Here is a 25,773-nt window from a genome sequence, read left to right on the forward strand (position 1 = left end):
GACACACGGCGGACGGGCGGCGGACGGACGTGGACGCGACGACGGGGCGCGGGTCAGGACGCCTTGTTGATCAGCTGGTCGATCGCGGCGTCGGCCTCCTTGGTGGCCTGGTCCACCGACTTGCCCTTGAGGATCGCGGTCAGCATGTCCGGGATGATCTTCTGCTTCTCGACCGCTCCCCAGCCGGGCGCCAGCGGGGTGAACCAGGCGTCCGGGACGGCGTTGGCCGCGGCGGCGGTGGACGGCTTGTTCTTCAGCGGGTTCAGCTGGGTGAGGTTGTTCGGCAGGATGTCCTTGTCGGCCAGCGCCTGCTCGGACTTGGTGCTGGTGAACATCCGGATCCAGTCGGTCGCCGGCGCCGCCGACGGGGACTTGGCGGTGACGGCGAGGTCGGAGCCGCCGATGAAGGTCGGCAGCGGCTTGCCGTCCGGGCCGGGCATGGTGGCCACCTTGACGGAGTCCTTGAGGCTCGGGTCGCCGGTGACCGGCGCGGTGACGCTGGCCGCCTCGTAGCCGTTGCCGTAGAAGGAGGCGGCGTGCCCGCGGGACATCGCCTCGTACTGGTTCTGCTCGTTCACCGTCAGGTCGCCCTTGTTGTACTTGCGCACCAGATCGGCGAAGTGGCCGATGCCCTCCTGGGACTTGGCGTCGTGCAGGGTGCCGTGCCAGTTCCCGGCGCTGTCGAACTTGGCGATGCTGCCGCCGTACGCGGCCACGTAGCTCATCGCCGCGTACCAGTACGGACCGGGCAGGTAGAGCGGGGAGAAGGTCCTGTCCGCCTTGTTCCTGTCCGCGACCTTGTCGAGGGCGGCCGTCAGCTCGGTCTCGGTCTTGGGGAACTCCGCGCTGCCGGTGGCCTGTTGGAAGGCGGTGGAGTTGTAGACGGCGACCCGGGAGCCGGCGTAGTAGGGCACGCACCAGAGCTTGTCCTGGTAGGTACAGGTGTTGGCGAGGGCCTTGATCCAGCTGTCGGAGTTGTCGAAGGTGGTCCGGTCCACCGGGGCCAGCGCGCCGGACAGCACGTACTTCATGGTCTCGGTGTTGCCCAGCTCGACCACGTCGGGGGCACTGCCCTCGGCGATGGCCTTGTCCAGCTTGGTGACCTTGTCCGCCCAGCCCTGGTAGGAGAGCTTGAGGGCGACGTTCGGGTACTTCGCCGCGAACTCGTCGTTGACCCGCTGGACCAGGTCGGGCCAGTTCTTCTGGGCGTCGTCCATCAGCCAGACCGTGACGGTGCCGGTGGCCGCCTTCGGGTCGGCCGCGGCGCTCCTGCCGTCGCCCGACGGTGCGCCCGACGAGGAACAGGCCGTCAGGCCCGCCGCCAGTGCCATGGTCCCGAGCGCCGAAACGAGCTGACGCTTCTTCACGCCGTCCTCCGAGGGTGTTAGAGCCGTGATGCCCGCCGGCAGCGTGATGGGCGCGCCCGCGGCGGAGAGTCCGGACAGGGGGCGGCGCAGAGCTTCGGGGTGGGCCGATACCACATCCGGCGAGGTTGAAATTCGAACCGGATGACTGGACTCTGGCCTAGACCAAAGGTGGTGTCAACGGCCAAATGTCCCTGTGCCCAAGGACGTTGCAGAGCCGTTGTACCCCGTGGCGATCAGTCGCCACCCCGTCACCATCGGTAGGACTTAAGGTGGATTTAAGGCCTGCTTGAGGGAGCACGGTCACTTCGCGAATCCGCAGGTCGACACCGGGGAAACGGAACGGGCCCGCCATGCGACATGCGCATGACGGGCCCGTCGGCCGACGCCTCCCGGAGCCGGCCGGTGACGTTCCTCCGGTGGTTCAGCCGACCGCTCCCGGCTGCCCGGTGAGCACCTCCACGGCCGCCAGCCCGCAGACCCGGGCGGCGCCGTGGGTGGCGACGTAGAGCGCGCCGACCGGCTCGGACTGGGGCAGCCCCATCTCGACCACGGCGGCGTCCGGGCGAACCGCCACCAGGCGGCCCAGCACGGCGGACATCCACGGGTAGCGGTGCGCGTCGCGGACCACCAGCACCAGGCGGCGGCCCTCGGCGTCGGCCACCAGCTCGCCGACCAGGCCGTCCAGCAGCTCCGGGGCCGCCTCGGCGGCCGACACCGCGCGGGTGCGGGTACCGGGGAAGCGGTCGGCCAGCATGCCGGCCACGCCCCACGGGGTGACGTCGCCGACCGCGATGTTGGGCTCGTCCGAGAACGAGGCCACGTACGGGCGCTCGCTCACCGGGGGCGTCACCAGACCCGGCGCCCGGACCACCTTCAGCGCCCGGCGCGCGGCCCGCAGGCCGACCGCCAGGTCCGGCTCCGGCCGCTCGCCCTGGGCCGAGATCCGGCCCCAGCTGCCCAGTGCCCGGACCCGGGCGGCGGCGTCCGCCAGCCGCTCCTCGTCGAGCTTCCCGGCCCGCACGCCCGCCACGATGGCGTCGCGCAGCATCAGCACGGTCTCCTCGTCGGCCAGTCCGCCGCCGACGCAGATCGCGTCCGCGCCGGCCGCCAGGGCCAGCACGGTGCCCTCGCCCATCCCGAAGGTGTCGGCGATGGCGCCCATCTCGATCGCGTCGCTGACGATCAGGCCCTGGTAGCCGAGGCCGCCGTCGGCCGGGGCGGCGCGCAGCAGGTCGCGCAGCACGGTCGGGCTCAGGGTGGCCGGCAGCTCCGGGTCCAGCGCCGGGATCATGATGTGGGCGGTCATCACGGCCTTGGTGCCGGCCGCGATCGCCGCCTGGAACGGGATCAGGTCGCGGGCCCGGAGCACGTCCAGGTCGACGTCGATGACCGGCAGGCCGTGGTGCGAGTCCACCGCGGTGTCGCCGTGGCCGGGGAAGTGCTTGGAGCAGGCGGCCACGCCGGCCGACTGCAGGCCCTCGACCCAGGCGGCAGTGTGCCGGGCGCACAGCTCCGGGTCCGCGCCGAAGGAGCGGACGCCGATGACCGGGTTGCGCGGGTTGGAGTTGACGTCCGCGGTGGGCGCCCAGTTGTAGTTGACGCCCGCCGCGGCCAGCGCCCGGCCGAGCTCGCGGGCGACGTCCCGGGTCAGCGCCGGGTCGTCGATCGCCCCGAGCGCGAGGTTGCCGGGCCAGGACGAGCCGGAGCCCGCCTCCAGCCGGGTGACGTCGCCGCTCTCCTCGTCGATGGCGATCAGGAGGTCGGGGTTCTCGGCGCGCAACGCCCGGGTGAGGGCCGAGAGCTGGTCGAGGTCGGCCACGTTGCGGTCGAACAGGGCGACCGAGCCGAGCCCGGCGGCGAGGTGGCGCAGCAGCCACTGCGGCGGCTCGGTGCCGACGAAGCCGGGCTGCAGGACGGTCAGGGCGTCGCGGTGCAGCTGGTCGCTGTCCGGCACGGTGGGAACGAGGATGCTCACGGTGACTCAGCCCTTCACGGCGCCGTCGGTGAGACCGCCGACGGCCTTGCGCTGCAGGAAGATGAACAGGATCAGCACGGGGATGGCGAACATCGTGGACGCGGCCATCGTGGCGCCCCAGTCGTTGCCGAAGGCGGTCTTGAAGGACGACAGCCACAGCGGGAGGGTCTTGCCCTCGTCCTTGTTGAGGATCAGGACGAGCGGGAACTCGTTCCAGGCCGTGATGAAGCCGAACAGCGAGGTCGACATCAGGCCCGGGGCCAGCAGCGGGAAGATCACCTTCACGAAGGCCTGGGTGCGGGTGCAGCCGTCCACCATGGCCGACTCCTCCAGCTCCTTCGGCACGGCGGCGATGAAGCTGCGCAGCGTCCAGATGGTGAAGGGCAGGATCATCATCATGTAGAAGAGGGTCAGCGGCACGAGGCTGTTCAGCAGCTCGTTGTCGCGGGAGATCATGTAGACCGCGATGGTCATGACCTCCCAGGGCGCCATCTGCGCCATCATGACGACCAGCACGAAGCCCTTGCGGCCGCGGAACTTCATCCGGGCGATGGCGAAGGACGCCAGGGTCGCGATCACCAGCGAGAGCAGCACCGCGCCGACGGTGACGGTGATGCTGTTGGTGACGTACGTCCAGAAGTTCGGGGCGTCGACCGCGGTGACGAAGTGGTCGAAGGTCCCGTCGAGCGGGACGAAGACCGGCGTCTTGCTGATGATGTCCTGGTCCTGCTTGAAGGACGTCGCGAACATCCAGTAGACGGGGAAGACGAAGAAGACGAACAGGACGACCGCGATCACGTTCGGCCAGGTACGTCCGAAGAGAGAGCGCCTCACAGCTCGTCCTCCTGCTTGATCATGATGCGGAAGTAGTACGCCATCAGCGCGCCCAGCATCAGGATGGTGAGCACGGCGATCGCGGAGCCGACGCCGTAGTGCTGGCCGGAGGAGCCCTCCAGGAAGGCGTGCACCGGCAGGGTGCGGGTCAGCTTCTCGGGGCCGCCGGCGTTGATCGCGTAGATCTGGGTGAAGGACTTGAACACCCAGATGACTTCGAGGAAGGTCGTGGCCAGGAAGAACGGCTTCAGGTTGGGGAAGATCACCGCGCTGAAGATCTTGAGGGAGCCGGCGCCGTCCATCCGGGCGGCCTCGTAGAGCTCCCTCGGGATGGTGGTCAGGCCCGCGTACATGTTGAACGCCACGAACGGGATCGACATCCAGACGATCAGCAGGATGACGACGAAGAAGGTCGTGTACTCGTTGCTGAGCCAGTTGTAGTCGGCCATCGAGTGCCAACCCAGCTGGTCCAGGCACCAGTTGACGACGCCCCACTGCGAGTCGAAGAGCCAGGTGTAGACGGTGGTCGCGGCGACGACCGGCATGGCCCAGGCCATCAGCAGGCCGATCTGCAGCAGCAGCCGCATCTTCTTGCCGAGGTGGTTCAGCAGGAGGCCGACCAGGGTGCCGGCGACCATGATGAGCACCACGTTGATCGCGGTGAAGGCGACGGTGCGCCCGGTGACCGACCAGAACTCCGGATCGGTCAGCTGCTCCTTGTAGTTGTCGAAGCCGTTCCACTCGGTGATGTGCATGACCAGCTGGCGCCGGTTGAGGTTCTGGAACGACAGCAGCACGGTCTTCAGCAGCGGCCAGCCCAGCAGGGCGAGCGTCGCCACGGTGGCCGGCAGCAGCAGCAGGTACGGGGCGAGGCGGGCGCCCAGCCCGGGGCCGCCCGCGGATCTGGTGCGCTTCGGCGCGGCACCCCCGGAGCCGCCGCCCGTGGCGCTCGTCTCGACACGGGCCGCAACGGCCTCCCCTGGATCGGGGGACTGCGTCTGCACCCGCTCCGAATGCACAGCCATCGTTCTCACTTCCTCACAACCCTGGCCACGACGGACAGGCGTCGCCCACCGGCCCCCCGCCGGGGACCGGTGAGCGACGCCGCCGGGGCCTGTCGTCGCCCCGCGGGCGGGAGTTCGACGACAGGCCCCGGGTGCTTACTGCTTCTGGTTCAGTCGCTTCGCGATCTCGTCGTCGTACTTCTTGGCCGTGGCGGCGTAGTCGCCGCCCTGCAGGGCGGCGGTCAGGAAGTCCTTGATCGGGTTCGGCTTGTCCTCGACACTGGCCCAGTTCGGGGTGTTCGGGGTGATCGCGCCGACCGCGGCGGCCGACTGGGCGGCCTTGGCGAAGTCGCCGGTGATCTGGCCGTTCAGGGTGGCCTTGTTCGGGATGCTGCCGGCCGCGGCGACCAGGCCCTCGTTCTTGTCGTTGAGGGCGATCTTCAGGAAGTCCTTCGCCATGTCGGTGTTCTTGCTCTGCGAGGCGATCGCGAGGTTCGAGCCACCGAGGAACACGCCGGAGGGCTTGTCGGCGGTCTTGCCGGGGAGCGGGAAGAAGCCGATCTTGCTCGCCGGCAGGACCTCCTCCTTCGGCAGCTCCCAGCCGAGGCCGATCATGGTGCCGACGTTGCCCGCGCCGAAGACGTCCTTCTGCTGCGGGGTGGCCTCGTCCTTGTCCTTCGGACCGGTGGCCGAGTAGCCCTGGAGCTTCTTGTAGGTCTCGAAGGCCTTCTGCGCCTCGGGCGAGGACAGGCCGCCGACCCACTTGTCGCCGTCCTTCTTCGCGATCTTGCCGCCCTCGCTGGTCAGCAGACCGAAGTAGACGTACCACTCCTGGCCGGGCATGTAGATCGGGTCGACGACACCCGGGACGGCCTTCAGCTTCTCCAGGTCGGCGTAGAACTCGTCCAGGGTCTTCGGGGCGTCGGTCAGGTTGGCCTTGGCCCACAGGTCCTTGTTGTAGGCGACCACGCGGTTGGTGACGAACCACGGGGCGGCGTACTGCTTGCCGTCCAGGATCGCGGCCTCGTTCTGGTTGGCGGCCCAGTTGTCGCCGCCCAGCGCGGACTTGTCCTTGGTGATGTCGAGCAGGCCGCCCGAGGCCGCGTAACCCGCGGTCTGGGTGTTGCCGACCTCCAGCACGTCGACCGAACCCTCGGACAGGGCGGCGGTGACCTTCGGGCCGATGTCGGTCCACTCCTGGGCCTGGAAGTCGACCTTCGAGCCCGGGTAGGTGGTCTCGAACTCGGTCTTGACCGTGTCGGTCCAGCCCTTCGGGGCCGAGCCGGTCATGGTCCACACCTTCAGCGTCTTGCCCTTGTACTTGTCGGCCGCCGAGGCGGACGACGACTTCGAGTCGCCGTCGCTCTTCTTGCCGTCCGAACCACAAGCCGCCAGGCCGACGACCATTGCTGCGACGCCGACCGCCGCGATGAGCTGACGCTTCACGCCATCCTCCTGAGGGATGCCTGGTTTACCCCCGTCGGGCGGCAGCGGCAGACCCACACAAAGCGGGGGAATTGGCGCCGCGGACCCCTTCGAGCGGGTGGGGGGATTCGTAGTTACCGGCCTAGTGGTGTAGACCAGATGCCTGGAGCTTGGCCTAGACCAATGGGCCTGTCAACGGCTGTTCGACCGATCTCGACCACCCGTTATCAAGCCGACACCGCGCATCGTTCATCGCGTGATGAGGTATTCGTTCCGTAGCCATACATGCAACGATGTGACCCGTTAACGATGTGGCGGGGTCTGTGAAGGCCTTGCGAGAAGCGGGAGAACAGGTCCGATGAGCAGCGACGGGGGAACCACCGCCCAGGCCGACGACCCCGAGGTGAAGAACCTCCCGACGCAGACCGGCGCCGACCCGACCGCGCGCGTCCCCAAGTACTACGGACTCAAGCGCCACCTGCTCCAGCTCACCGAGACCCAGCCCGCCGGCACCCCGGTCCCGCCGGAGCGCGCGCTGGCCGCCCAGTTCGACACCTCGCGCACCACCGTCCGCCAGGCCCTTCAGGAGCTGGTCGTCGAGGGCCGGCTGGAGCGCATCCAGGGCAAGGGCACCTTCGTCGCCAAGCCCAAGGTCGCCCAGGCACTGCAGCTCACCTCCTACACCGAGGACATGCGCGCCCAGGGCCTGGAGCCCACCTCCCGGCTGATCGAGATCGGCTACATCACCGCCGACGACCGGCTCGCCCCGCTGCTCGACATCAAGCCGGGCGGCCGCGTGCTGCGGATCGAGCGGCTGCGGCTGGCCAACGGCGACCCGATGGCCATCGAGGTCGCGCACCTGTCCGCCAAGCGCTTCCCCGCGCTGCGACGCAACCTGGCCAAGCACAACTCCCTGTACGCGGCACTGCGCGAGGTGTACGGGGTCACCGTGGCCGAGGCCGAGGAGACCATCGAGACCACGCTGGCCGACCCGCGCGAGGCCGGGCTGCTCGGCTCCGACCTGGGCCTGCCGATGCTGCAGCTGTCCCGGCACTCCTTCGACGCCGAGGGCGACCCGGTCGAGTGGGTCCGCTCCATCTACCGGGGCGACCGCTACAAGTTCATCACCCGCCTGAAGCGGCCGGAGTAGGCACCCGCTCCCGGAGGGGCGCCCGGCCCGGGCGCACTCCCCCACCGCGCCCCGGGCACCGGCGCGCGCGACCTGCGCGCCGGTGCCCTTCGCGTTCCGTGACGGACTTTCTTCCGAGTCGTCGCGACGGCGCCCCGGCCGCGTCCTGCGGTTGGCCGCCTGCGCCCCGCCGAGACGCCGGCCGCGTCCGGCACCGGTGACACCCGCCTCCGGCGACCGTCCCGTTCGCGCCCCGCGACGGCGGAGATCGGTCGGTCACGTCCGACTGGTGGGAAGTTCCGTCGTTTCCGGTGACATGGATCACCCCATGCTCTAGATTGCGCAGCCGTACTGACTGCCGATCACCGATGGTGCTGCTCGGCGGGCTCGCGGGGGCGTGCGACGCCTCCGGGGCTGCGGCGCCGACGGGGAGAAACCCTCCGGAGCGGAGCCGAAGATGCCGTCTGATCCCGATACCTTCGAAGATGTCATGCCCGAGCCAGCCGGGGCCGCCGTCCCGGCGGTGACCCCCGAGCAGGTGCTGGCCGGTCTCGCCCTGCTCGTGCCGATCGTCGCGATGCTGTGGGTGTCCTCGTACGACAAGGAGGACCCGGCGGTGGCCGGGGTGCCGTTCTTCTACTGGTACCAGCTGCTCTGGGTGCCGGTGTCGGCCGTCTTCACCGTCGCCGCCTACCTGCTGATCACCCGGGACGAGAAGGCCCGCAAGGCGGCCCGGAAGGGCGGTGCGCGATGAAGGACGTCAACGTGCCGGCCCTCGTGGTCTTCGTGCTGTTCTTCGCCCTGGTCACGGTGATGGGCTTCCTCGCCTCGCGCTGGCGCCGCGCGGACGACGCGGCGCACCTGGACGAGTGGGGCCTGGGCGGTCGCAACTTCGGGACCTGGGTGACCTGGTTCCTGCTCGGCGGCGACCTCTACACCGCGTACACCTTCGTCGCCGTCCCGGCGGCGGTGTACGCGACCGGCGCGGCCGGCTTCTTCGCGGTGCCGTACACGATCATCGCCTACCCGCTGGTCTTCCTCTTCCTGCCCCGGCTCTGGTCGGTCTCCCGGGTGCACGGCTACGTGACCCCGGCCGACTTCGTGCGCGGCCGGTACGGTTCGCGGCCGCTGTCGCTGGTGATCGCGCTGACCGGGATCCTGGCCACCATGCCGTACATCGCCCTGCAGCTCGTCGGCATCCAGGCGGTGCTGGACGTGCTGGGGGTCGGCGGCGGGGAGAACGCCAACTGGTTCGTCAAGGACCTGCCGCTGTTCATCGCCTTCGGCGTGCTGGCCGCCTACACCTACTCCTCCGGCCTGCGCGCCCCGGCGCTGATCGCCTTCGTCAAGGACGCCCTCGTCTACATCGTGATCATCGTCGCGGTGATCTACATCCCGATCCGGCTGGGCGGCTACGGGCACGTCTTCGACGCCGCCGCGCACAAGTTCAGCGCGCCGGGAGCCAAGGGGTCGATGACCGTCCCGCACGGCAGCCAGTGGACGTACGCCACGCTGGCCCTGGGCTCGGCGATGGCACTGTTCATGTACCCGCACTCGGTGACCGGCGTGCTGGCCTCCAAGTCCCGCAACACCGTGCGCCGCAACATGGCGATCATGCCCGCGTACTCGCTGATGCTGGGCCTGCTGGCGCTGCTCGGGTTCATGGCGATCGCGGCGGGCGTGGGCAAGGGCGTCAAGGGCTACAACTCCCAGCTCGCGGTGCCGCAGCTGTTCGCGGACATGTTCCCGGACTGGTTCACCGGCGTGGCCTTCGCCGCGATCGGGATCGGCGCGCTGGTGCCGGCCGCGATCATGTCGATCGCGGCGGCCAACCTCTTCACCCGCAACGTCTACAAGGACTGGCTCAAGCCCTCCGCCACCCCCGCCGACGAGACCCGGACCGCCAAGCTGGTCTCGCTGCTGGTGAAGGTCGGCGCACTGGTGTTCGTCCTCGGCATGGACAAGCAGGCCGCGATCAACCTCCAGCTGCTGGGCGGCCTGTGGATCCTGCAGACCTTCGTGGCGATCGTCGGCGGCCTGTTCACCCGCTGGTTCCACCACTGGGCGCTGTTCGCCGGGTGGGCGGCCGGCATGGTCTACGGCACCTGGAAGGCGTACGGGATCGCCAGCCCCGCCACCAAGCACTTCGGCGGCAACTCGGCCGGGATCCCCGGCATCGGCGAGATCGGCTACATCGGGCTGACCGCGTTCGCGCTCAACCTGGTCGTCGCGGTGGTGCTGACCCTGGTGCTGCGGGCCGTGAAGGCGCCGGAGGGCCCGGACGAGACCAGGCCGTCGGACTACAGCGCCGAGGCCGGCGACGACGAGCTGAAGAACGCGCCGGAGCCCGTAGCGGCGCACTGATTCGCGCGGTACGCGCCCTGTGATCGCGCCGTCTTCTCCGTGAACACTGGAGAGGGCGGCGCGATCATATGTATGAACAGGCGTGCACGCCGGGCACCACCAGACCGGACCGGCAACCGGCCGGAACCTGATCGACCACGGGGAGCTCGCGGCCATGGCAGAACTCGGTACCACCCTCAACGGCCAGCACCAGTCCACCCAGAGCCAGCACCACCACATCACCGCCCACCGCCCCGCGGCGGCCACCCGGCTGCCCTCCCTGCTGATCGCGACCCGGCACGGCGAGTCCACCGCCAACGTCGAGTTCCAGCTGGCCGAGGCCGCCGGCGCGCTCAGCGTCCCGATCAGCTGCCGCGACGCCGACATCCCGCTGTCGCTGCACGGCCGGCAGCAGGCCCAGGCACTCGGCCACTGGTGGGCCGCCCTGCCCGGCGCCGACCGCCCGCGCAGCGTCTGGTGCTCGCCGTACGTGCGCACCGCCGAGACCGCCGGAATCGCGCTCGCCCAGGCCGCCGGCCTCGGCGCCGTCCCCGTCTCGCTGACCGTCCGCTACGACGAGCGGCTGCGCGACCGCGAACTCGGCGTCCTGGAGATGCTGCCGAAGGCCGCCATCGAGGCCAAGCACCCGGAGGAGGCGGCCCGGCGGCGCAAGATGGGCGAGCTGTACTACCGTCCGCCCGGCGGCGAGTCCTGGGCCGACGTCGCGCTGCGGGTCCGCAGCCTGCTGCGGGACGTCTGCGAGGAGGAGGCCGGCCGGCCCGTCCTGCTGGTCGCCCACGACTGCACGGTGCTCATGCTCCGCTACGCGCTGGACCGGCTCACCGAGGAGCAGCTCATCGCGCTCGGGCCGGTGCACAACTGCTCCACCAGCCTGTGGCGGGCCCAGGACGGGCGGCTGCGACCGGACGGCTGGAACGGCGTCGACCACCTGGCCGCAGAGGCGAACTGACGGTCCACCGGCCCTCCGGTCGGCGCGGTCGGCGCGGTCAGCGCGGTCAGCGCGGTCAGCGCAACGCCGGGTCGGCGAAGCACCGCCGGTAGGCCAGCGGCGTGGTGCCCAGCCGACGGCCGAAGTGGTGCCGCAGGGCGGCCGCGTTGCCGAAGCCGCAGCGGGCGGCGATCGCGTCCACCGGCTCGGTGGTGGACTCCAGCAGCCGCTGGGCGAGCAGCACCCGCTGCCCGACCAGCCAGCGGTGCGGGGTGGTGCCGGTCTCCTGCTGGAAGCGGCGGGCGAAGGTGCGCGGCGACATGTGCGCCCGGGCGGCCAGCTGCTCCACGGTGGCCTCCTCGTCCAGGTGGTGGCGCATCCAGTCGAGCAGCGGGGCCAGGGAGTCGCCGTCGCACTCGGGCAGCGGGCGGTTCACGAACTGGGCCTGCCCGCCCTCCCGGTGCGGTGCCACCACCATCCGGCGGGCGATCTCCCGGGCCACCTCCGCGCCCTGCGCCCGGCGCACCAGGTGCAGGCAGGCGTCGATGCCGGCCGCCGTCCCGGCGGAGGTGATCACCGGGTCGTCGTCCACGTACAGCACGTCCTGCTCGACGGCGGTCCGCGGGAAGCGCGCGGCCAGCTGCTCGCTGTGCCGCCAGTGGGTCGTGGAGCGGCGGCCGTCCAGCAGCCCGGCGGCGCCCAGGACGAAGGCGCCGCTGCAGATGGAGAGCACCCGGCCACCGTCCGCCACCACCCCGCGCAGCGCCGCCAGCAGCGGCTCGGGGTAGCTCTCCCGGATCCGCGCCGCGGTGACCACCACGAGGTCGGCCCCGGCCAGCCGCTCGGGGCCGTGCGGGACGTCCACCGCGAAGCCGGCGTGGGTGGCGTGCGGCCCCGGGTGGGCGCCGGCGATCGCGAAGTCGTAGCCGGGCAGCCCGTCGGCGGTCCGGTCGAGGCCGAACACCTCGCAGGCCACTCCCAGTTCGAAGGGGTGGATCTCCTCCAGCACCACCGCGACCACGTTCTTCAGCATGCCGTCCAGGATGCCCCGGCCGCCCGCCGCGGCGGAAGGTGCCGGGTGGCAGGATTTCGAGGCAATCGGTCATTCCTGCCACTCGTGGCCGTCGCCCCGCCCGGCCAGAGTGGAGCCCATGGACAGCGACACCATCGCCAGCGCACTGGCCCTGGCCGGAACCGTCGGCGGCTTCGGCCTGCTCGGCGTCCTGATCGGCCGCGAGGTCTCCCGCGGCCCGGCAGCCGACCGCGACAACCACCACCGCCCGGGCGGCTACCCGGCCGACCTTGCCCGCCCCGAGCGGCTGTACGGCACCATGCCCGCCGCCTCGCTGCGCCCCTCCACCGATCCGGCCACCCTCCCGGTCCGTTCGACCCCGGAGCTTCGCACCCCGCACGGCTCCGGCACACTGGCCGCATGGACTACCTCATCCGCCCGGCCCTTCCGGAGGACCTCGAAGACGCCGGCCGCATCACCGTCGACGCCTTCGTCGGCGGCGGCTTCACCTCGCCCGGGAGCAGTTACGTCGAGCTGCTGCGCGACACCGACCGCCGGGCCCGGGAGGCCGAACTCCTGGTCGCGGTCGAGCCGGCCGGCGGACGGGTCCTCGGCTGCGTGACCTTCGCGGTCGGCGGCACCGAGTGGGCGGACATCGCCACCGCGCGCGAGGGCGAGATCCGGATGCTCGCCACCGACACCGCCTCCCGCGGCCGCGGCGTCGGCGAGGCACTGGTGCGCGCCTCGCTCGCCCGCAGCCGCGACCTCGGCCTGGCCGGCATGGCGTTCTCCACCCGCCCCGAGATGACCGCCGCCCATCGCGTCTACGAGCGCGTCGGCTTCCGGCGCACCCCCGAGCGCGACTGGTCGCCGTACCCGGGGATGGACCTGATGGTCTACACCCTGGCGTTCTGAGCGCCCGTCTGCCGCCGTACGCTCCCGCTGACTTGAAATGACCATCGGATCGGCTCGCTGCTAGTATCCGCCGCATGACGACGGGGAGTGCGCCTAGCGGCTGGTACGAGGACCCTTCCGGGCAGCCCAATACGCTGCGCTGGTGGGACGGTTCGACCTGGACCGACAAGGTTCAGGCCAAGCCGGGAGGCGGCAGCGCACCCGCGAGCCCCTTCCCCGGCCATGCCGCGCAGAACGCCGCCGCGCCGACGGCCGTCTCCCCCGCGGTGCCGGCCCCGCAGCCCGCGCCCCCGGTGGCGCCCGCGCCGACGCCGCACGCCGCGCCGACGCCGCACGCCGTGCCGGCCCAGGGCGCCGTACCGGCCCCGCAGCTCTCGCCCGGGATGCCGGCCCCCAAGCCGGTCCCCACCTCGGTGGTGTTCGAGACCGTCGAGCCGAACCGCACCAAGCACCGGATCCTGCTGGGCGTCGGCGCCGTGGTGCTGTCGGTCGCCATGGCGGGAGCCGGCTACGTGGTCGGCCACAAGACCGCCAAGACCGGCCCGGCGAAGGCCGATCCGACCGCGACCGCGGCGCCTGCCGACCCGAAGAGCCCGAACGGCTTCATGGGCACCGCCCTGACCGGCGGCCAGCAGTTCCCGGGCGGACGGCCGATCACCGGCCAGGACTCGAAGATGAACTTCATGCTGCCGGCGGACTGGCAGGTCCAGGTCGACGCCAAGGCGCCGAACGAGGTCCGCTACGCGGTCAACCCGTACGCCTGCGTGGGCCACGGCAGCGGGGCCTGCACCCGGGGCCTGGTCATCCAGAACCTCCGGGTCTTCAACGGCGGCTGGTCCGACTCGAAGTCCCTGGTCCTCGGCATGGGCCAGCTGCTGTACAACACCCGCTACGGATCCGACGCGCCGACGCCGCCGGATCCGGTGAAGCAGTCCGCCGTCAAGATCCAGGGCATGGACGGCTACCTCGCGCTGTGGCACGTCCCGATGTCCAGCGGCTCCTCCACGCCGGACAGCTACTGCGGTGTCCTCGAAGTCACCCCGGCGGCCGGGGCCACCACCGTCCCGGTGCTCCAGATCTGCCTGGACCAGGCGGCGGAGGCACCGCCGCTGGCACTGATGGACCAGATCGCGAACTCCGTCAAGATCACGCCCTGACGCCGCCGCTCCACCCGCAGGCCCGCCCTCCGCGGCGCCTGCGGGGCCCGGTGCGCCCGGCTGCCGACCCCGGGCCGGGACCAGGCGACCACGGCCCGTATGCTGGCCGATCGAACGACTATCAGCCAAGCCCATGAGGGGCGCCGACACGCCGCGTTGCCGTCGACCCGACGGCCGGGTGTCCGGTGCCGGCGGGCGGTGACAGAGCAGGGAACCAGCGCTCCGGCACGACCGGTCCGCTGTACGGGGGTTGACCGGTGGACTCCACCAACGAACAGGCAACGAAACGCGGCAACCGGGTACGCGGACGCCACGGACGCGTCCTGCCCCGCGCCCGGCACGAACGGCGCATCGTCCGCCGCGAGTTGCGCAACTCCTCGGCCCAGCGCGCCTACATCGCGTGCGCCGACAGCACCGGCCCGCTGAGCGCGGGCGAGGACGGCGCCACCGTCCGGTACCGCTCGGTCTCCTCACGCGGCGTCACGTTCGTGACGACGCTCCTGGTGACCGTCAACGCGCTCGCCGGTCTCGCCTTCGTCGGCTGGCTGCTCCTCCCTGAACACATTCCCGGCTCCGGCGTGGGCTGGTCCCCGGACTGGCGGATCAACGTCGCGCGAATCTGCTTCTGTGCTGTTATCACGGTCGAAGTGATCCGGTTGGTTCAGAACCTCGCCGTCTGGGTCTTCGCGTTCCGCGCCAAGGACCCCGTCCCGGTCACCCCGCCGTCCGGCCTGCGGGTCGCCGTGCTCACCACGATCGTGCCCTCCAAGGAGCCGATCGAGATCGTCGAACGCACCCTCGCGGCGATGCTGCGGATCGAGTACGACGGCCAGGTGGACGTCTGGATCCTCGACGAGGGCGACGACGACCGGGTCAAGAAGATGGCCGCCCGGCTCGGCGTCCACCACTTCACCCGCAAGGGACGCCCGGAGTACAACCAGGCCGAGGGCGAGTTCCGGGCCAAGACCAAGTCCGGCAACCACAACTCCTGGCGGGCCGAGCACGAGCACGGCTACGACGTGGTGGCCCAGATGGACCCGGACCACGTCCCGCTGCCCTGCTTCCTGGAGCGCACCCTCGGCTACTTCCGCGACCCCGACATCGCCTTCGTGGTCGCGCCCCAGGTCTACGGCAACATGTACGACAACTGGGTCGCCCACGGCGCCTCCGTGCAGCAGTACCTGTTCTCCGGCCTGGTCGAGCGCGGCGGCAACGGCATGGACGCGCCGCTGCTGATCGGCACCAACCACCTGTACCGGCCCACCGCCTGGCAGCAGATCGGCGGCTACCAGGACTCGATCATCGAGGACCACCTCACCAGCATGCGGATCCAGGCCTCCGTCAACCCGGGGACCGGCCACCACTGGAAGGGCGTCTACACCCCCGACGTGCTGGCCGTCGGCGAGGGCCCGACCTCCTGGACCGACTACTTCAACCAGCAGAAGCGCTGGGCGTACGGCATCTGGGAGATCCTGCTCAAGAACCGGCTGCGCTCGGGCATCAAGCTGCGGCTGCGCCAGCGGATCCTCTACGGTCTGGTCCAGTTCTACTACCCGAGCGTGGCGCTCAACACCGTCCTGGGCAGCCTCGCCACCTCCGTCTACCTGGCGCTCGGCATCACCTCCATCCACCTCAACAGCACCCACTGGATGGCCCTGTGGGGCGCCAGCATGGGCAGCTGGCTGGTGCTGTGGCTCTGGCTGCGCCGGTTCAACCTGGCCGCGCACGAGCGCCGCGAGATCGGCATGGCCGGCATGGGGCTGGCCCTGTTCGCCGGCCCGGTCTACGTCGCCGCCGCGATCGCGGCCCTGCTGCGCCGTCCGCTGGCCTACGCCGTCACCGCCAAGGGCGACCTGCGCAGCGCCGAGTCGCTGTCGACGTTCCGGCTGCACCTGCTGTGGGCGGCGGTCGCGGGCGGACTGCTCGGTGCGAGCTTCACGCTGCACCACGACATCTGGATCCTGCGGTTCTGGGCCGGGGTCAGCCTGTTCACCGGCCTCGCACCGCTGGTGATCTCCTTCGTCGGCGCGCGCCGCGAGGCCCGCGCCCAGCGGGCCGCCACCGCCAAGGCCGCCACCGGGGACGCCGCCGGCGCCGAGGAGGCCACCGACGCCGCCACCGAGGCCGCAGAGGCCACCGAGGCCCCCGCGCCCGGGCGGCTGCCCGGCCCGCGCACCGACGGGCCCGCCGGAGCCCCCGCCCCCGGAGCCCGCGCGGGACTCGCCGGAGACCTCGACGAGGACCTCGACAAGGACCTCGACAAGGACCTCGACGCCGAGCTGGATGCCGAGCTGGATGCCGAACTCGCCGCCGAGGACGGGTTCGAGGAGCTGCTGGAGCCCGCCCGGGCCGGCCGCCGGAACGAGCGGGAGGCCCGCTGATGCTGCGGATCACCATCCCCCGGATCGCCGCACTGGTCGCCCTCGTCCTGATGGTCGGGTACACCTTCGTGCTCGCTCCCCGGCTCTCCCACGACCGGCACCAGGACCCGTACAGCTTCGCCGGCGCGGCCCCGACCGCGATGCCGAGCTGGCTGACCACCGCCCTGGCCGCGCCGCCGGCCCCCTCCGCCGACCCGGGCGCGACCGCGTCCCCGTCGCCCACCGCGACGCCCCAGCCGCCGCAGTTCCCGCCCGCCGGCGGCGCGTTCACCGGCATCATGACCAAGCCCGGCCCGTACGACCTCGGCCCCCTCGACGAGTTCACCGCTGCCGTCAAGCACCAGCCGAACGTGCTGGAGTTCTCGGTCGGCTGGTGGGACCGGAAGTTCGACCGCCGGGTGTTCGACACCGTCGCCGAGCGCGGCATCATGCCGATGGTCGCCTGGGAGCCCTGGGACTACCGCAAGGAGGCGAAGGAGGACAAGCTCCGCGGCGAGCAGCCGGAGTACGCCCTCTCCAACATCATCGACGGCAGGTTCGACGACTACATCAGGACCTGGGCCGAGGGCGTCAAGGGCCTCGGCTACCCCGTCGCGCTGCGCTTCGCCCACGAGATGAACGGCTACTGGTACCCCTGGGCCGAGCAGTCGAACGGCAACAGGAAGGGCCAGTACGTCCAGGCCTGGCGGCACGTGCACGACATCTTCAAGCAGGTCGGCGCGACCCGGGTCACCTGGGTGTGGAGCCCCAACGTCGACTACGAGAACGCCACCAGCCTGAGCAGCCTCTACCCCGGCGACGACTACGTCGACTGGATCGGCCTGTCCGGCTACTACGGCACCACCGGCGTCGAGAAGTACAAGTCGTTCGACCAGATCTTCCAGCCGACCATCGACCAGATCCGGGCGTTCAGCCGCAAGCCGGTGGTGATCACCGAGACCGGGGCGACCGACACCTCCGGCCTCAAGGCGCAGTGGATCACCGAGATGTTCTCGCAGCTCCCCCAGCACCCGGACATCATCGGCGTGATCTGGTACGAGTCGCGCAAGGAGGTCGACTGGCGGGTGGCCGCGTCCACCGCCGCCTCCGAGGCGTTCGCCGCCGGGGTCGCCGCGCCCCGCTACGACACGCCCTGGACCGTGCACTCGGAGCCCGCGCTGACCGTCGCGCCGCCGACCGCGCCCCCCGCGCCCCCGGCCACCCCCGGCCCGACGGGCACCGGCGCGGCGAAGCCCCCCGTCAAGAAGCCGACCCCCGCCACGACCCGGCCCCGGTCGGGCTCCACCCCCGCCGGGTGAGCACACCACCGCCCCGGCCCGCGTACCGGCCCACGACACCGCCCCGGCCCACGACACCGCAGCAAGGAGGCGCGAGCCCCGTGCCCCACCCCTTCGCGCCCGGAACCGGGCGCCGCCTCCCGCGCCCCTGGTGGTGGCTCGCGCCGACCATCGCGGTCGTGCTGGCCCTGTGCGCGGTGCTGATCCCGCAGGACCGGAAGGAGCCCGCCCGGGCCACCCCGGCCGTCACCCCGCTGCCGGCCGCCACGGCGGGCGAGATCTGCTCCACCGGGGAGAACCGCTACCCCTCCCAGCCCGTCGACTCCGGCCGCTACCTGATCAACCCGAACGAGTGGAACGCCACCGGGGGCCTGTGCATCAGCGCCACCGACGGCGGCACCGGCTTCCGGGTGACCCGCAGCGGCATCGGTCCGGCGAGCCTCACGGACCCGGACCGCGGCCCCGGCGCCTACCCGCACATCAGCACCCAGCTCCAGCCCGGCACCGGCCCGCTGCCCATCGCGGTCGACAACCTGCGGTACGCGACCAGCAGCTGGCGCACCACCCAGGTCGACGGCGGCGTCTACAACGTGTCCTACGACGTCTGGTACAGCACCAGCCGGACCAGCTGCTCCTTCACCGAGAGCGCCGAGCTGATGATCTGGCTGCGGGGCAACGGCAAGACCCCGTTCGGCCGGCAGACCGGCGACCTGCAGGTCGGCGGCACCTCGTACCACGTGTACGAGGCGCCGAAGAAGAGCAGCCACACCCTGATCACCTACGAGATGGCCACCGGCACGACCTCCGTCACCGACCTGGACCTGCGGGCCTTCACCCGTGACGCCGCCCAGCGCGGCTACGTCCCGGCCGGCTCGTACCTGTGCGCCGTCCAGGCCGGGTTCGAGATCTGGGACGGCGGCGCCGGGCTCAGCAGCGACTCCTTCTCGTTCCAGGCCGCCGCCGGGCAGCCGAGCGGCGCGATCACCTCGGCCCTGCCCGGCCTCTGCCTGGACAGCCGGGTGGCGGGCGATCCGGCCGCGATCGGCACCGGCACCTGCGACGGCACGCCCGCGCAGAGCTGGACCATGGGGGACGACGGCTCGATCGGCCAGGGCGGGCGCTGCGTGGAGGATCCGGAGCTCGGTTTCCCCGTCCTCACGGGGTGCACCGCGCGTCCCGACCAGCGCTGGCGGGTGACCGCGACGGGGCAGCTGGCGAACCGGGACACGGGGCGCTGCATCGAGAATCCGGGCGCCGCGCCGGCCGGGGCCGGGCAGGTGCGGATGCGCCCGTGCGAGGCCCGTACGGGCCAGGAATGGCACCCCCCGGCCTGAGCAGTTTATCGCACACACAGTCGAACAATTGTGCTGCGCGACACTACATGTGGGGCTGCATCGGACTCACGCCACTAGATGTATGCTCGTCCCTGCTGTCGATGCAGGGGAACCCGGTGGGAATCCGGGACTGCCCCGCAGCGGTGTGCGGGCGGCTCCACGAGCCGTTCCCGCGAGTCCGAGTACCTGCCGACGGCGTGCCACAGGCCCTCCCGCAGAGGCCGGCAGCACGAGCAGTTTCCTTCCGGGCCTCGCGGGCGGGCCGGGGATGCCACCGTCGCGCGGACGCCGCTTGCGCCCGCGCGCGTGCTCCCCTGCCCCGATCGGTCCGGTACCCCCGATCACCGCCGCCGATCGCCGCCAGGAGAGAGCGCCTTGACCACCGCTGCCTCAGCCACCCTGCCCGCCCAGGGCTCCGGTACCGCCTTCACCGACCCGACGGTTTCCGACCCCGGCGGCGCCCTGCTGCGGCTGCTCACCGACCGCAGTGCCGACCTCACCGAGGTCGACCCCGGCCATGTCGCCGCCGCCGCGCTGCGCGGCCGCCACGCCGGCTCGGACTTCGCCGAGCTGCGCGGGCTGGCCGTGGACGCCGCCGCGTCGATGATCGCCGAGGACCCGCAGTACTCGAAGCTCGCCGCCCGCCTGCTCGCCCTCGAGATCGTCGACGAGGCGAACAGCCAGGGCTCCACGTCCTTCTCCGCCTCGATCGCCGTCGGCCACGCCGAGGGCCTGATCGGCGACACCACCGCCGCCTTCGTCGCCAAGCACGCCGCCGCCCTGGACGCGCTGATCGACACCACCGGCGACGACCGCTTCGAGTACTTCGGCCTGCGCACCGTGCAGTCCCGCTACCTGCTGCGCCACCCGATCACCCGCAAGGTGGTCGAGACCCCGCAGCACTTCCTGCTCCGCGTCGCGTGTGGCCTGGCGGTCGGCGACAACGAGCAGTCGGTGCGCGAGGTGGCCGAGCTGTACGGCCTGATGAGCCGCCTGGAGTACCTGACGTCCTCCCCGACGCTCTTCAACTCCGGCACCCGCCACCCGCAGATGTCGAGCTGCTACCTGCTCGACTCCCCGCTGGACAACCTGGACTCGATCTACAACCGCTACGCGCAGATCGCCCGCCTGTCCAAGCACGCCGGCGGCATCGGCCTGTCCTACTCGCGCATCCGCTCGCGCGGCAGCCTGATCCGCGGCACCAACGGCAAGTCCAACGGCATCGTGCCGTTCCTGCGCACCCTCGACTCCTCCGTCGCCGCCGTCAACCAGGGCGGCCGGCGCAAGGGCGCGGCCTGCGTCTACCTGGAGACCTGGCACGCCGACATCGAGGAGTTCCTGGAGCTCCGCGACAACACCGGCGAGGAGGCCCGCCGGACCCACAACCTCAACCTGGCGCACTGGATCCCCGACGAGTTCATGCGCCGGGTCAACGCCAACGCGGACTGGTCGCTGTTCTCCCCGGCCGACGTGCCCGAGCTGGTCGACCTGTGGGGCGCCGACTTCGACGAGGCGTACCGCAAGGCCGAGCTGGCCGGCAAGGCCGTCCGCACGATCCCCGCGCAGACCCTGTACGCCCGCATGATGCGCACCCTGGCGCAGACCGGCAACGGCTGGATGACCTTCAAGGACGCCTCCAACCGCGCCGCCAACCAGACCGCGCTGCCGGGCCGGACGGTGCACTCCTCCAACCTGTGCACCGAGATCCTGGAGGTCACGGACGACTCCGAGACCGCCGTCTGCAACCTCGGCTCGGTCAACCTCGGCGCCCACGTCGCCGCCGGCGCCACCGCCGCCGACCTGGTCAACGCCATGGACTGGGAGCGGCTGGACGCCACCGTGCGCACCGCCGTCACCTTCCTCGACCGCGTGGTGGACATCAACTTCTACCCGACCGTCGAGGCCGGCGCCTCCAACTCCCGCTGGCGCCCGGTCGGCCTCGGCGTGATGGGCCTGCAGGACGTCTTCTTCAAGCTGCGGCTGGACTTCGACTCCGCCGAGGCGAAGGCCCTCTCCACCCTCATCGCCGAGCGCATCATGCTCACCGCGTACGAGCGCTCCGCGGACCTGGCCGAGCAGCTGGGCCGCCACGAGGCGTACGGCGAGACCCGCGCCGCCCGCGGCGAGCTGCACATCGACCACTTCCCGACGGCCGCCCCGCAGTGGGCCGACCGCTGGACCGCGCTGCGCGCCCGCATCGCCGAGACCGGCCTGCGCAACTCGCTGCTGCTGGCCATCGCGCCGACCGCGACCATCGCGTCCATCGCCGGTGTGTACGAGTGCATCGAGCCGCAGGTGTCCAACCTGTTCAAGCGCGAGACGCTGAGCGGCGAGTTCCTCCAGGTCAACCCGTACCTGGTGCGCGAGCTCAAGGAGCTCGGCGTCTGGGACCAGCAGACCCGCGACTCGCTGCGCGACGCCAACGGCTCGGTGCAGGAGCTGAACTGGCTGCCGGCCGAGGTCCGTTCGCTGTACCGCACCGCGTGGGAGCTGCCGCAGCGCGCGCTGATCGACCTGGCCGCGGCCCGCATGCCGTACCTGGACCAGAGCCAGTCGCTGAACCTCTTCATGGCGGCGCCGACCATCGGCAAGCTCAGCTCGATGTACGCCTACGCGTGGAAGGTCGGTCTGAAGACCACCTACTACCTGCGGTCGCGCCCGGCCACCCGCATCGCCCAGGCCGCCTCCGGCACCGCCCGCGCGGCCGTGCCCGTGTCCGCCGAGACGATCCCGGTGGGCACCCCCGCCCTCACCCCGGAGCAGGAAGCCGCGCTGGCCTGCTCCCTGGAGAACCCCGAGTCCTGCGAGGCCTGCCAGTGAGCACCCCCGAAGACCGCAAGATGCTGCTCGACCCCGGCTTCGAGCTGACCCTGCGCCCGATGCGCTACCCGTCGTTCTACGACCGGTACCGGGACGCGATCAAGAACACCTGGACCGTCGAGGAGGTGGACCTGCACTCGGACGTCGCCGACCTGGCGAAGCTGAGCGAGGGCGAGCGCCACCTGATCGGCCGCCTCGTGGCGTTCTTCGCGACCGGCGACTCGATCGTCGCGAACAACGTGGTGCTGAGCCTCTACAAGCACATCAACTCCCCGGAGGCGCGCCTGTACCTGTCGCGCCAGCTGTTCGAGGAGGCCGTGCACGTCCAGTTCTACCTGACGCTGCTGGACACCTACCTTCCGGACCCGGAGGACCGCAACGCGGCCTTCGCCGCGGTGGAGAACATCCCCTCCATCCACCAGAAGGCCCAGTTCTGCTTCAAGTACATGAACGCGGTCGACCACATCGACTCGCTGCAGACCAAGGAGGACCGCCGCGCGTTCCTCCTGAACCTGATCTGCTTCGCGGCGTGCGTCGAGGGCCTGTTCTTCTACGGCGCGTTCGCCTACGTGTACTGGTTCCGCAGCCGCGGCCTGCTGCACGGCCTGGCGACCGGCACCAACTGGGTGTTCCGCGACGAGTCCATGCACATGGACTTCGCCATGTCGGTCGTGGACACCGTACGCGAGGAGGAGCCCGACCTCTTCGACGACGAAATGGCCAAGCAGGTCACGGAGATGCTGGAGGAGGCCGTCGAGGCCGAGCTCCAGTTCGCCCAGGACCTGTGCGGTGACGGCCTGGCCGGCATGAACACCGACTCCATGCGCCAGTACCTGGAGGCCGTCGCCGACCAGCGCCTGGCCCGCCTGGGCATGCCGATCCGCTACGGGTCGACCAACCCGTTCGGCTTCATGGAGCTCCAGAACGTCCAGGAGCTGACCAACTTCTTCGAGCGCCGCGTGTCGGCGTACCAGGTCGCGGTCGAGGGCTCGGTGTCCTTCGACGACGACTTCTGAGTCGAGATCGTTCAGCAACAGCGGAGCTGCCGTGACGGCGGCTCCGCTGTTTGCCACCCGGTGTTCAGGAGTAGCCCAGGCATGCCCAAGCTCCAACAGCGTGTGATCGACGGCCCGTTCGGGCCGATACAGCTCAGCCACGACCGCTGGCCGTCCGTCGTGGCGCGGATCCAGGGGGCGGGGATGCCCACCGTCACGGTGGTGCCCGACCGCGACCACGGCGCGCTGAACATCAACGGCCACACCATCCCGACCAGCCGGAAGTCCCGCACCCGTAACGCAGTTCTGGGCGACCGCACCTACGAGCTGAGGTCGACCGGCCTCCGCCGCGCCGAACTGCGCCGCAACGGCACCCTCATCGCCCACGCGCACGGATCGTTCCGTTCCTACGCCCCGGGGAGGACCATCCCCGGCCTCGACGCGAGGATCACCTGGTCCCAGGGCATCGACCCGACGGATGTCGCGGTCGGCCAGGCCATGGTCGTCGGCTTCGGCGCCGGCGCCCCGGGCGCGGTCCTGCGGACCGTCCTCTTCTGGGTCGACAACCTCACCTGAGCGAACAGTGGTGCCCCGCACGGCCACAGCCCGTGCGGGGCACCACTGTTGATTCAGTCGGTCCTCCACCAGCCGGCCCGGGCCTCCGACGTGGCCCGGTCCCGCCGGGTGTCCGACAACCGGTGGGCGGGCCACTACGTGATCGTGTGCCCCGACAAGACCCGGCCACGCCTGCCCTGCCCGACCGGGCAGCCCGCTCAGTAGTTCATGGTGTGGGTCCAGTCACCCTGCAGGGCCCCGCACATCCCGTCGAGGGCCTGCCGGTTGAAGGCCCGGACGCAGATCCAGCCCAGCTGGACGTCGGGGTCCGTCCGGTCGACACAGACGAGCACGTCCGGCCCCGCGTACCACCGGCAGCCGTCCTCCTCCGGCCCGTCCTCGAAGGGCGGCATCGGGGTGAGTTCCCGCTCCACGCGTTCGAGGTCGCCGGGCATCATCTCCCGACGCATCCCGCCCATGTCGTCGCAGAGGAGGTTCCCGTTCAGCACCGACTCCACGAAGGCGGCGGAGAAGCGGTCGGCCATCGGCTGCCAGACGGCTGCCACCGGGTCGCCCGGGGTCGCGTCCGTCACCAGAGGCGGGTCGTCGTCGACGGCCTGGGCGACCGGGATCCCGACCGCCCAGTACCAGTACCTCTCGGCCAGGAAGACGAGGACCCCGTCCTCCACCTCCACGTCCTCCAGCGGGATCCACTGCTCCTGGCCCCCGAACAGATCGAACCGCCGCCCGAACCTCCCGTACGCCTCCCTCAGCGCGCCGGGCAGCCGCAGGCCGAGGCGCTGCTCGGCGGCGGCGAGCTCCTCCTCCGTGCAACCGTCCGTCGCCTCGACCGGCGCTCCGAGATGCGTGGCGAACCGTTCGACGAACCGCCAGGCGGCGGCCGGGCCGGCGAGTGAGGAGGCCAACTCGGTGGGAAGATCGAATGTCCTGGGCACCCCGGTACCGTACCCGGGCACCACGACACCGTCCGGACCGCCCGGGGCGGCGGCCGGCCACACCTCCTCCGGCAGCGCCCCCGCCCCGCCCGTCCGGATGAACTCCGAGGCCACACCGACATTCCGCGCCGACGGACGACCGCGCCCCGGTTACCGTCCGGCGCACGGCCGAACGAGCACGCCGAACGAAAGGGGCCCACCGTGACGAGCGGAATCCTGGACTACGAGAGCGACGCGATCGTCCAGCTCATGAGCATGGCCGAGGAGGACTGGACGGAGCAGGAGCTCAAGGACGCGCTGCAGCGGGCGATCATGCTTGAGCTCTCCACCATCCCGCCCTACGCCACCGCCCTCTGGTCGATCACCGACCCCGACAACAGCAAGCCGGTCCGCCACACCATCCGCGAGATCGTCTTCGACGAGATGTCGCACTTCGGCCTGGTCTGCAACATGCTCACCAGCATCGGCGGCACGGTCGTCCTCACCGATCCGGCCACCGTGCCCAAGTACCCCGGCGAGCTGCCCGGCGGGGTCAACCCGGGGTTGGAGGTCTACCTCAGCGGGCTGTCCCGGGAGTCGGCCGGCCTGTTCTCCGACATCGAGAAGCCGGAGAACCCGCTCGCCTTCGCCGCCGACGGCAACACCATCGGCGCCTTCTACCAGCGCATCGCCAACGTCTTCCCGAAGTTCGCGCACCTGCTGACCGGGCGGAACCAGGTGACCTTCCCGCTGGGGGCGATCGGCCACGGCGCCGGCAACGACATCGTCGCGATGAACACCATCGACGACGTGCTGAAGGCGCTCGACGTCATCCGGACCCAGGGCGAGGGCACCGACGCCTCCCCGGACAACCCCTTCCCCGGGGCCCCCGGCGAACTCGCCCACTACTACGCCTTCAAGGAGATCGCCGTCGGCAGGAAGCTCGTCTTCGACGAGCAGACCGGGACGTACGGGTTCGCCGGCCCCGACCTCCCGCTGCCGGACGCCTCACCGGTCCCCCGTGTCCCGGCCGGCGGCTGGATCAACTCCCCCGGCAACGAGCCCGACCGGACCACCGCGGCCGTGCTGCGCGACTTCAACACCGCCTACAGCGACATGCTGCGCTCCCTCGAAGCGGCCTGGCGTGGCAACGCGGGCTCGCTCTCCGACGCGATCGGGCACATGAGCGATCTGGGCGACTTCGCACGGCAGTTGTACGCCATCAAGCTGCCCGCCACGCCCCGGTTCACCTACGGACCGGAGTGGCTCTTCCTCCCGTAGCCGACGGTCGGACCGGATACGGCGCGCGAACGTGACACCGCCGGCCCGGAAACGCCGGAGGCCGGTGCGGACCAGGGTCCGCACC

At 71.1% G+C, this 25,773-nt stretch carries 20 protein-coding genes and 1 riboswitch; of the genes, 13 read left to right on the plus strand and 7 right to left on the minus strand.

Features of this window, described 5'->3' with window-relative positions; all coding sequences use genetic code 11:
- Positions 1-53: 53 nt before the first annotated feature.
- The 5 genes from ACFV04_RS34615 to ACFV04_RS34635 all read right to left on the minus strand — a co-directional run bounded on the left by ACFV04_RS34615 (position 54) and on the right by ACFV04_RS34635 (position 6,626).
- Positions 54-1,331 carry an extracellular solute-binding protein gene (locus tag ACFV04_RS34615; RefSeq protein WP_380534885.1) on the minus strand — a complete coding sequence of 426 codons (1,278 nt, stop codon included), beginning with the start codon at positions 1,329-1,331 and terminating at the stop codon, positions 54-56.
- A gap of 457 nt (positions 1,332-1,788) precedes the next feature.
- Positions 1,789-3,342 carry a glycoside hydrolase family 3 protein gene (locus ACFV04_RS34620; protein WP_380534865.1) on the minus strand — a complete coding sequence of 518 codons (1,554 nt, stop codon included), beginning with the start codon at positions 3,340-3,342 and terminating at the stop codon, positions 1,789-1,791.
- A 6-nt stretch (positions 3,343-3,348) separates the two neighbouring features.
- The gene (locus tag ACFV04_RS34625) at positions 3,349-4,176 is read right to left on the minus strand and encodes a carbohydrate ABC transporter permease (protein WP_380347484.1); all 828 of its coding nucleotides are present in this window, start codon (positions 4,174-4,176) and stop codon (positions 3,349-3,351) included.
- Positions 4,173-5,201 (minus strand): carbohydrate ABC transporter permease, encoded by a 1,029-nt coding sequence (locus ACFV04_RS34630; RefSeq protein WP_380534867.1) that lies wholly within the window; start codon positions 5,199-5,201, stop codon positions 4,173-4,175. Before ACFV04_RS34630 ends, ACFV04_RS34625 begins: the two co-directional genes overlap by 4 nt.
- A 135-nt stretch (positions 5,202-5,336) precedes the next feature.
- Entirely contained in the window at positions 5,337-6,626 is a 1,290-nt protein-coding gene (locus tag ACFV04_RS34635; protein WP_380534869.1) for an extracellular solute-binding protein, read from the minus strand.
- A 337-nt stretch (positions 6,627-6,963) separates the two neighbouring features.
- On the opposite strand from ACFV04_RS34635, the gene ACFV04_RS34640 reads away from it, so the two are divergent.
- From ACFV04_RS34640 to ACFV04_RS34655, 4 genes are all read left to right on the plus strand, one after another.
- Positions 6,964-7,755, plus strand: a complete 792-nt coding sequence (locus tag ACFV04_RS34640; protein WP_030057964.1) for a GntR family transcriptional regulator — start codon at positions 6,964-6,966, stop codon at positions 7,753-7,755.
- A 469-nt stretch (positions 7,756-8,224) separates the two neighbouring features.
- On the plus strand, positions 8,225-8,488 hold the full coding sequence (locus tag ACFV04_RS34645; protein ID WP_380534871.1) for a DUF3311 domain-containing protein: 264 nt from the start codon (positions 8,225-8,227) through the stop codon (positions 8,486-8,488).
- Complete coding sequence (gene mctP, locus ACFV04_RS34650) at positions 8,485-10,098, plus strand: monocarboxylate uptake permease MctP (RefSeq protein WP_380347481.1); 1,614 nt, start codon at positions 8,485-8,487, stop codon at positions 10,096-10,098. The genes ACFV04_RS34645 and mctP overlap by 4 nt, the downstream gene beginning before the upstream one ends.
- A 154-nt stretch (positions 10,099-10,252) precedes the next feature.
- Entirely contained in the window at positions 10,253-11,047 is a 795-nt protein-coding gene (locus ACFV04_RS34655) for a histidine phosphatase family protein (protein WP_380534873.1), read from the plus strand.
- 55 nt (positions 11,048-11,102) lie between these two features.
- On the opposite strand, the gene ACFV04_RS34660 is transcribed toward ACFV04_RS34655, so the two are convergent.
- Positions 11,103-12,059: a helix-turn-helix domain-containing protein gene (locus ACFV04_RS34660; RefSeq protein ID WP_380347479.1), complete on the minus strand. Its 957-nt coding sequence runs from the start codon at positions 12,057-12,059 to the stop codon at positions 11,103-11,105.
- Positions 12,060-12,458: 399 nt separating this feature from the next.
- Here ACFV04_RS34660 and ACFV04_RS34665 point away from each other — a divergent pair, with 399 nt between their 5' ends.
- From ACFV04_RS34665 to ACFV04_RS34700, 8 genes are all read left to right on the plus strand, one after another.
- On the plus strand, positions 12,459-12,953 hold the full coding sequence (locus ACFV04_RS34665; RefSeq protein WP_360259450.1) for an N-acetyltransferase: 495 nt from the start codon (positions 12,459-12,461) through the stop codon (positions 12,951-12,953).
- 74 nt (positions 12,954-13,027) lie between these two features.
- Entirely contained in the window at positions 13,028-14,110 is a 1,083-nt protein-coding gene (locus tag ACFV04_RS34670) for a DUF2510 domain-containing protein (RefSeq protein WP_380534875.1), read from the plus strand.
- A 257-nt stretch (positions 14,111-14,367) separates the two neighbouring features.
- Complete coding sequence (locus ACFV04_RS34675; RefSeq protein ID WP_380534877.1) at positions 14,368-16,491, plus strand: glycosyltransferase family 2 protein; 2,124 nt, start codon at positions 14,368-14,370, stop codon at positions 16,489-16,491.
- Positions 16,491-17,789 carry a glycoside hydrolase family 26 protein gene (locus tag ACFV04_RS34680; RefSeq protein WP_380347476.1) on the plus strand — a complete coding sequence of 433 codons (1,299 nt, stop codon included), beginning with the start codon at positions 16,491-16,493 and terminating at the stop codon, positions 17,787-17,789. Before ACFV04_RS34675 ends, ACFV04_RS34680 begins: the two co-directional genes overlap by 1 nt.
- Before the next feature lie 80 nt (positions 17,790-17,869).
- Positions 17,870-19,102, plus strand: coding sequence for a ricin-type beta-trefoil lectin domain protein (locus ACFV04_RS34685; RefSeq protein WP_380347475.1), 1,233 nt, complete (start codon positions 17,870-17,872; stop codon positions 19,100-19,102).
- A gap of 65 nt (positions 19,103-19,167) precedes the next feature.
- Positions 19,168-19,311: riboswitch (cobalamin riboswitch) on the plus strand.
- Positions 19,312-19,501: 190 nt separating this feature from the next.
- Positions 19,502-21,922 (plus strand): ribonucleoside-diphosphate reductase subunit alpha, encoded by a 2,421-nt coding sequence (locus tag ACFV04_RS34690; RefSeq protein WP_380347509.1) that lies wholly within the window; start codon positions 19,502-19,504, stop codon positions 21,920-21,922.
- A gap of 20 nt (positions 21,923-21,942) precedes the next feature.
- Positions 21,943-22,938: a ribonucleotide-diphosphate reductase subunit beta gene (locus ACFV04_RS34695; protein WP_380347508.1), complete on the plus strand. Its 996-nt coding sequence runs from the start codon at positions 21,943-21,945 to the stop codon at positions 22,936-22,938.
- 81 nt (positions 22,939-23,019) lie between these two features.
- The gene (locus tag ACFV04_RS34700) at positions 23,020-23,493 is read left to right on the plus strand and encodes a hypothetical protein (protein WP_380534879.1); all 474 of its coding nucleotides are present in this window, start codon (positions 23,020-23,022) and stop codon (positions 23,491-23,493) included.
- Positions 23,494-23,690: 197 nt separating this feature from the next.
- Here ACFV04_RS34700 and ACFV04_RS34705 read toward each other — a convergent pair whose 3' ends face one another.
- On the minus strand, positions 23,691-24,428 hold the full coding sequence (locus tag ACFV04_RS34705) for an SMI1/KNR4 family protein (protein ID WP_380534881.1): 738 nt from the start codon (positions 24,426-24,428) through the stop codon (positions 23,691-23,693).
- A gap of 201 nt (positions 24,429-24,629) precedes the next feature.
- On the opposite strand from ACFV04_RS34705, the gene ACFV04_RS34710 reads away from it, so the two are divergent.
- The gene (locus tag ACFV04_RS34710) at positions 24,630-25,688 is read left to right on the plus strand and encodes a ferritin-like protein (RefSeq protein ID WP_380534883.1); all 1,059 of its coding nucleotides are present in this window, start codon (positions 24,630-24,632) and stop codon (positions 25,686-25,688) included.
- Positions 25,689-25,773 lie beyond the last annotated feature (85 nt).

It is taken from the genome of Kitasatospora sp. NPDC059599 (genome assembly GCF_042735125.1).
Taxonomy (GTDB): Bacteria; Actinomycetota; Actinomycetes; order Streptomycetales; family Streptomycetaceae; genus Kitasatospora.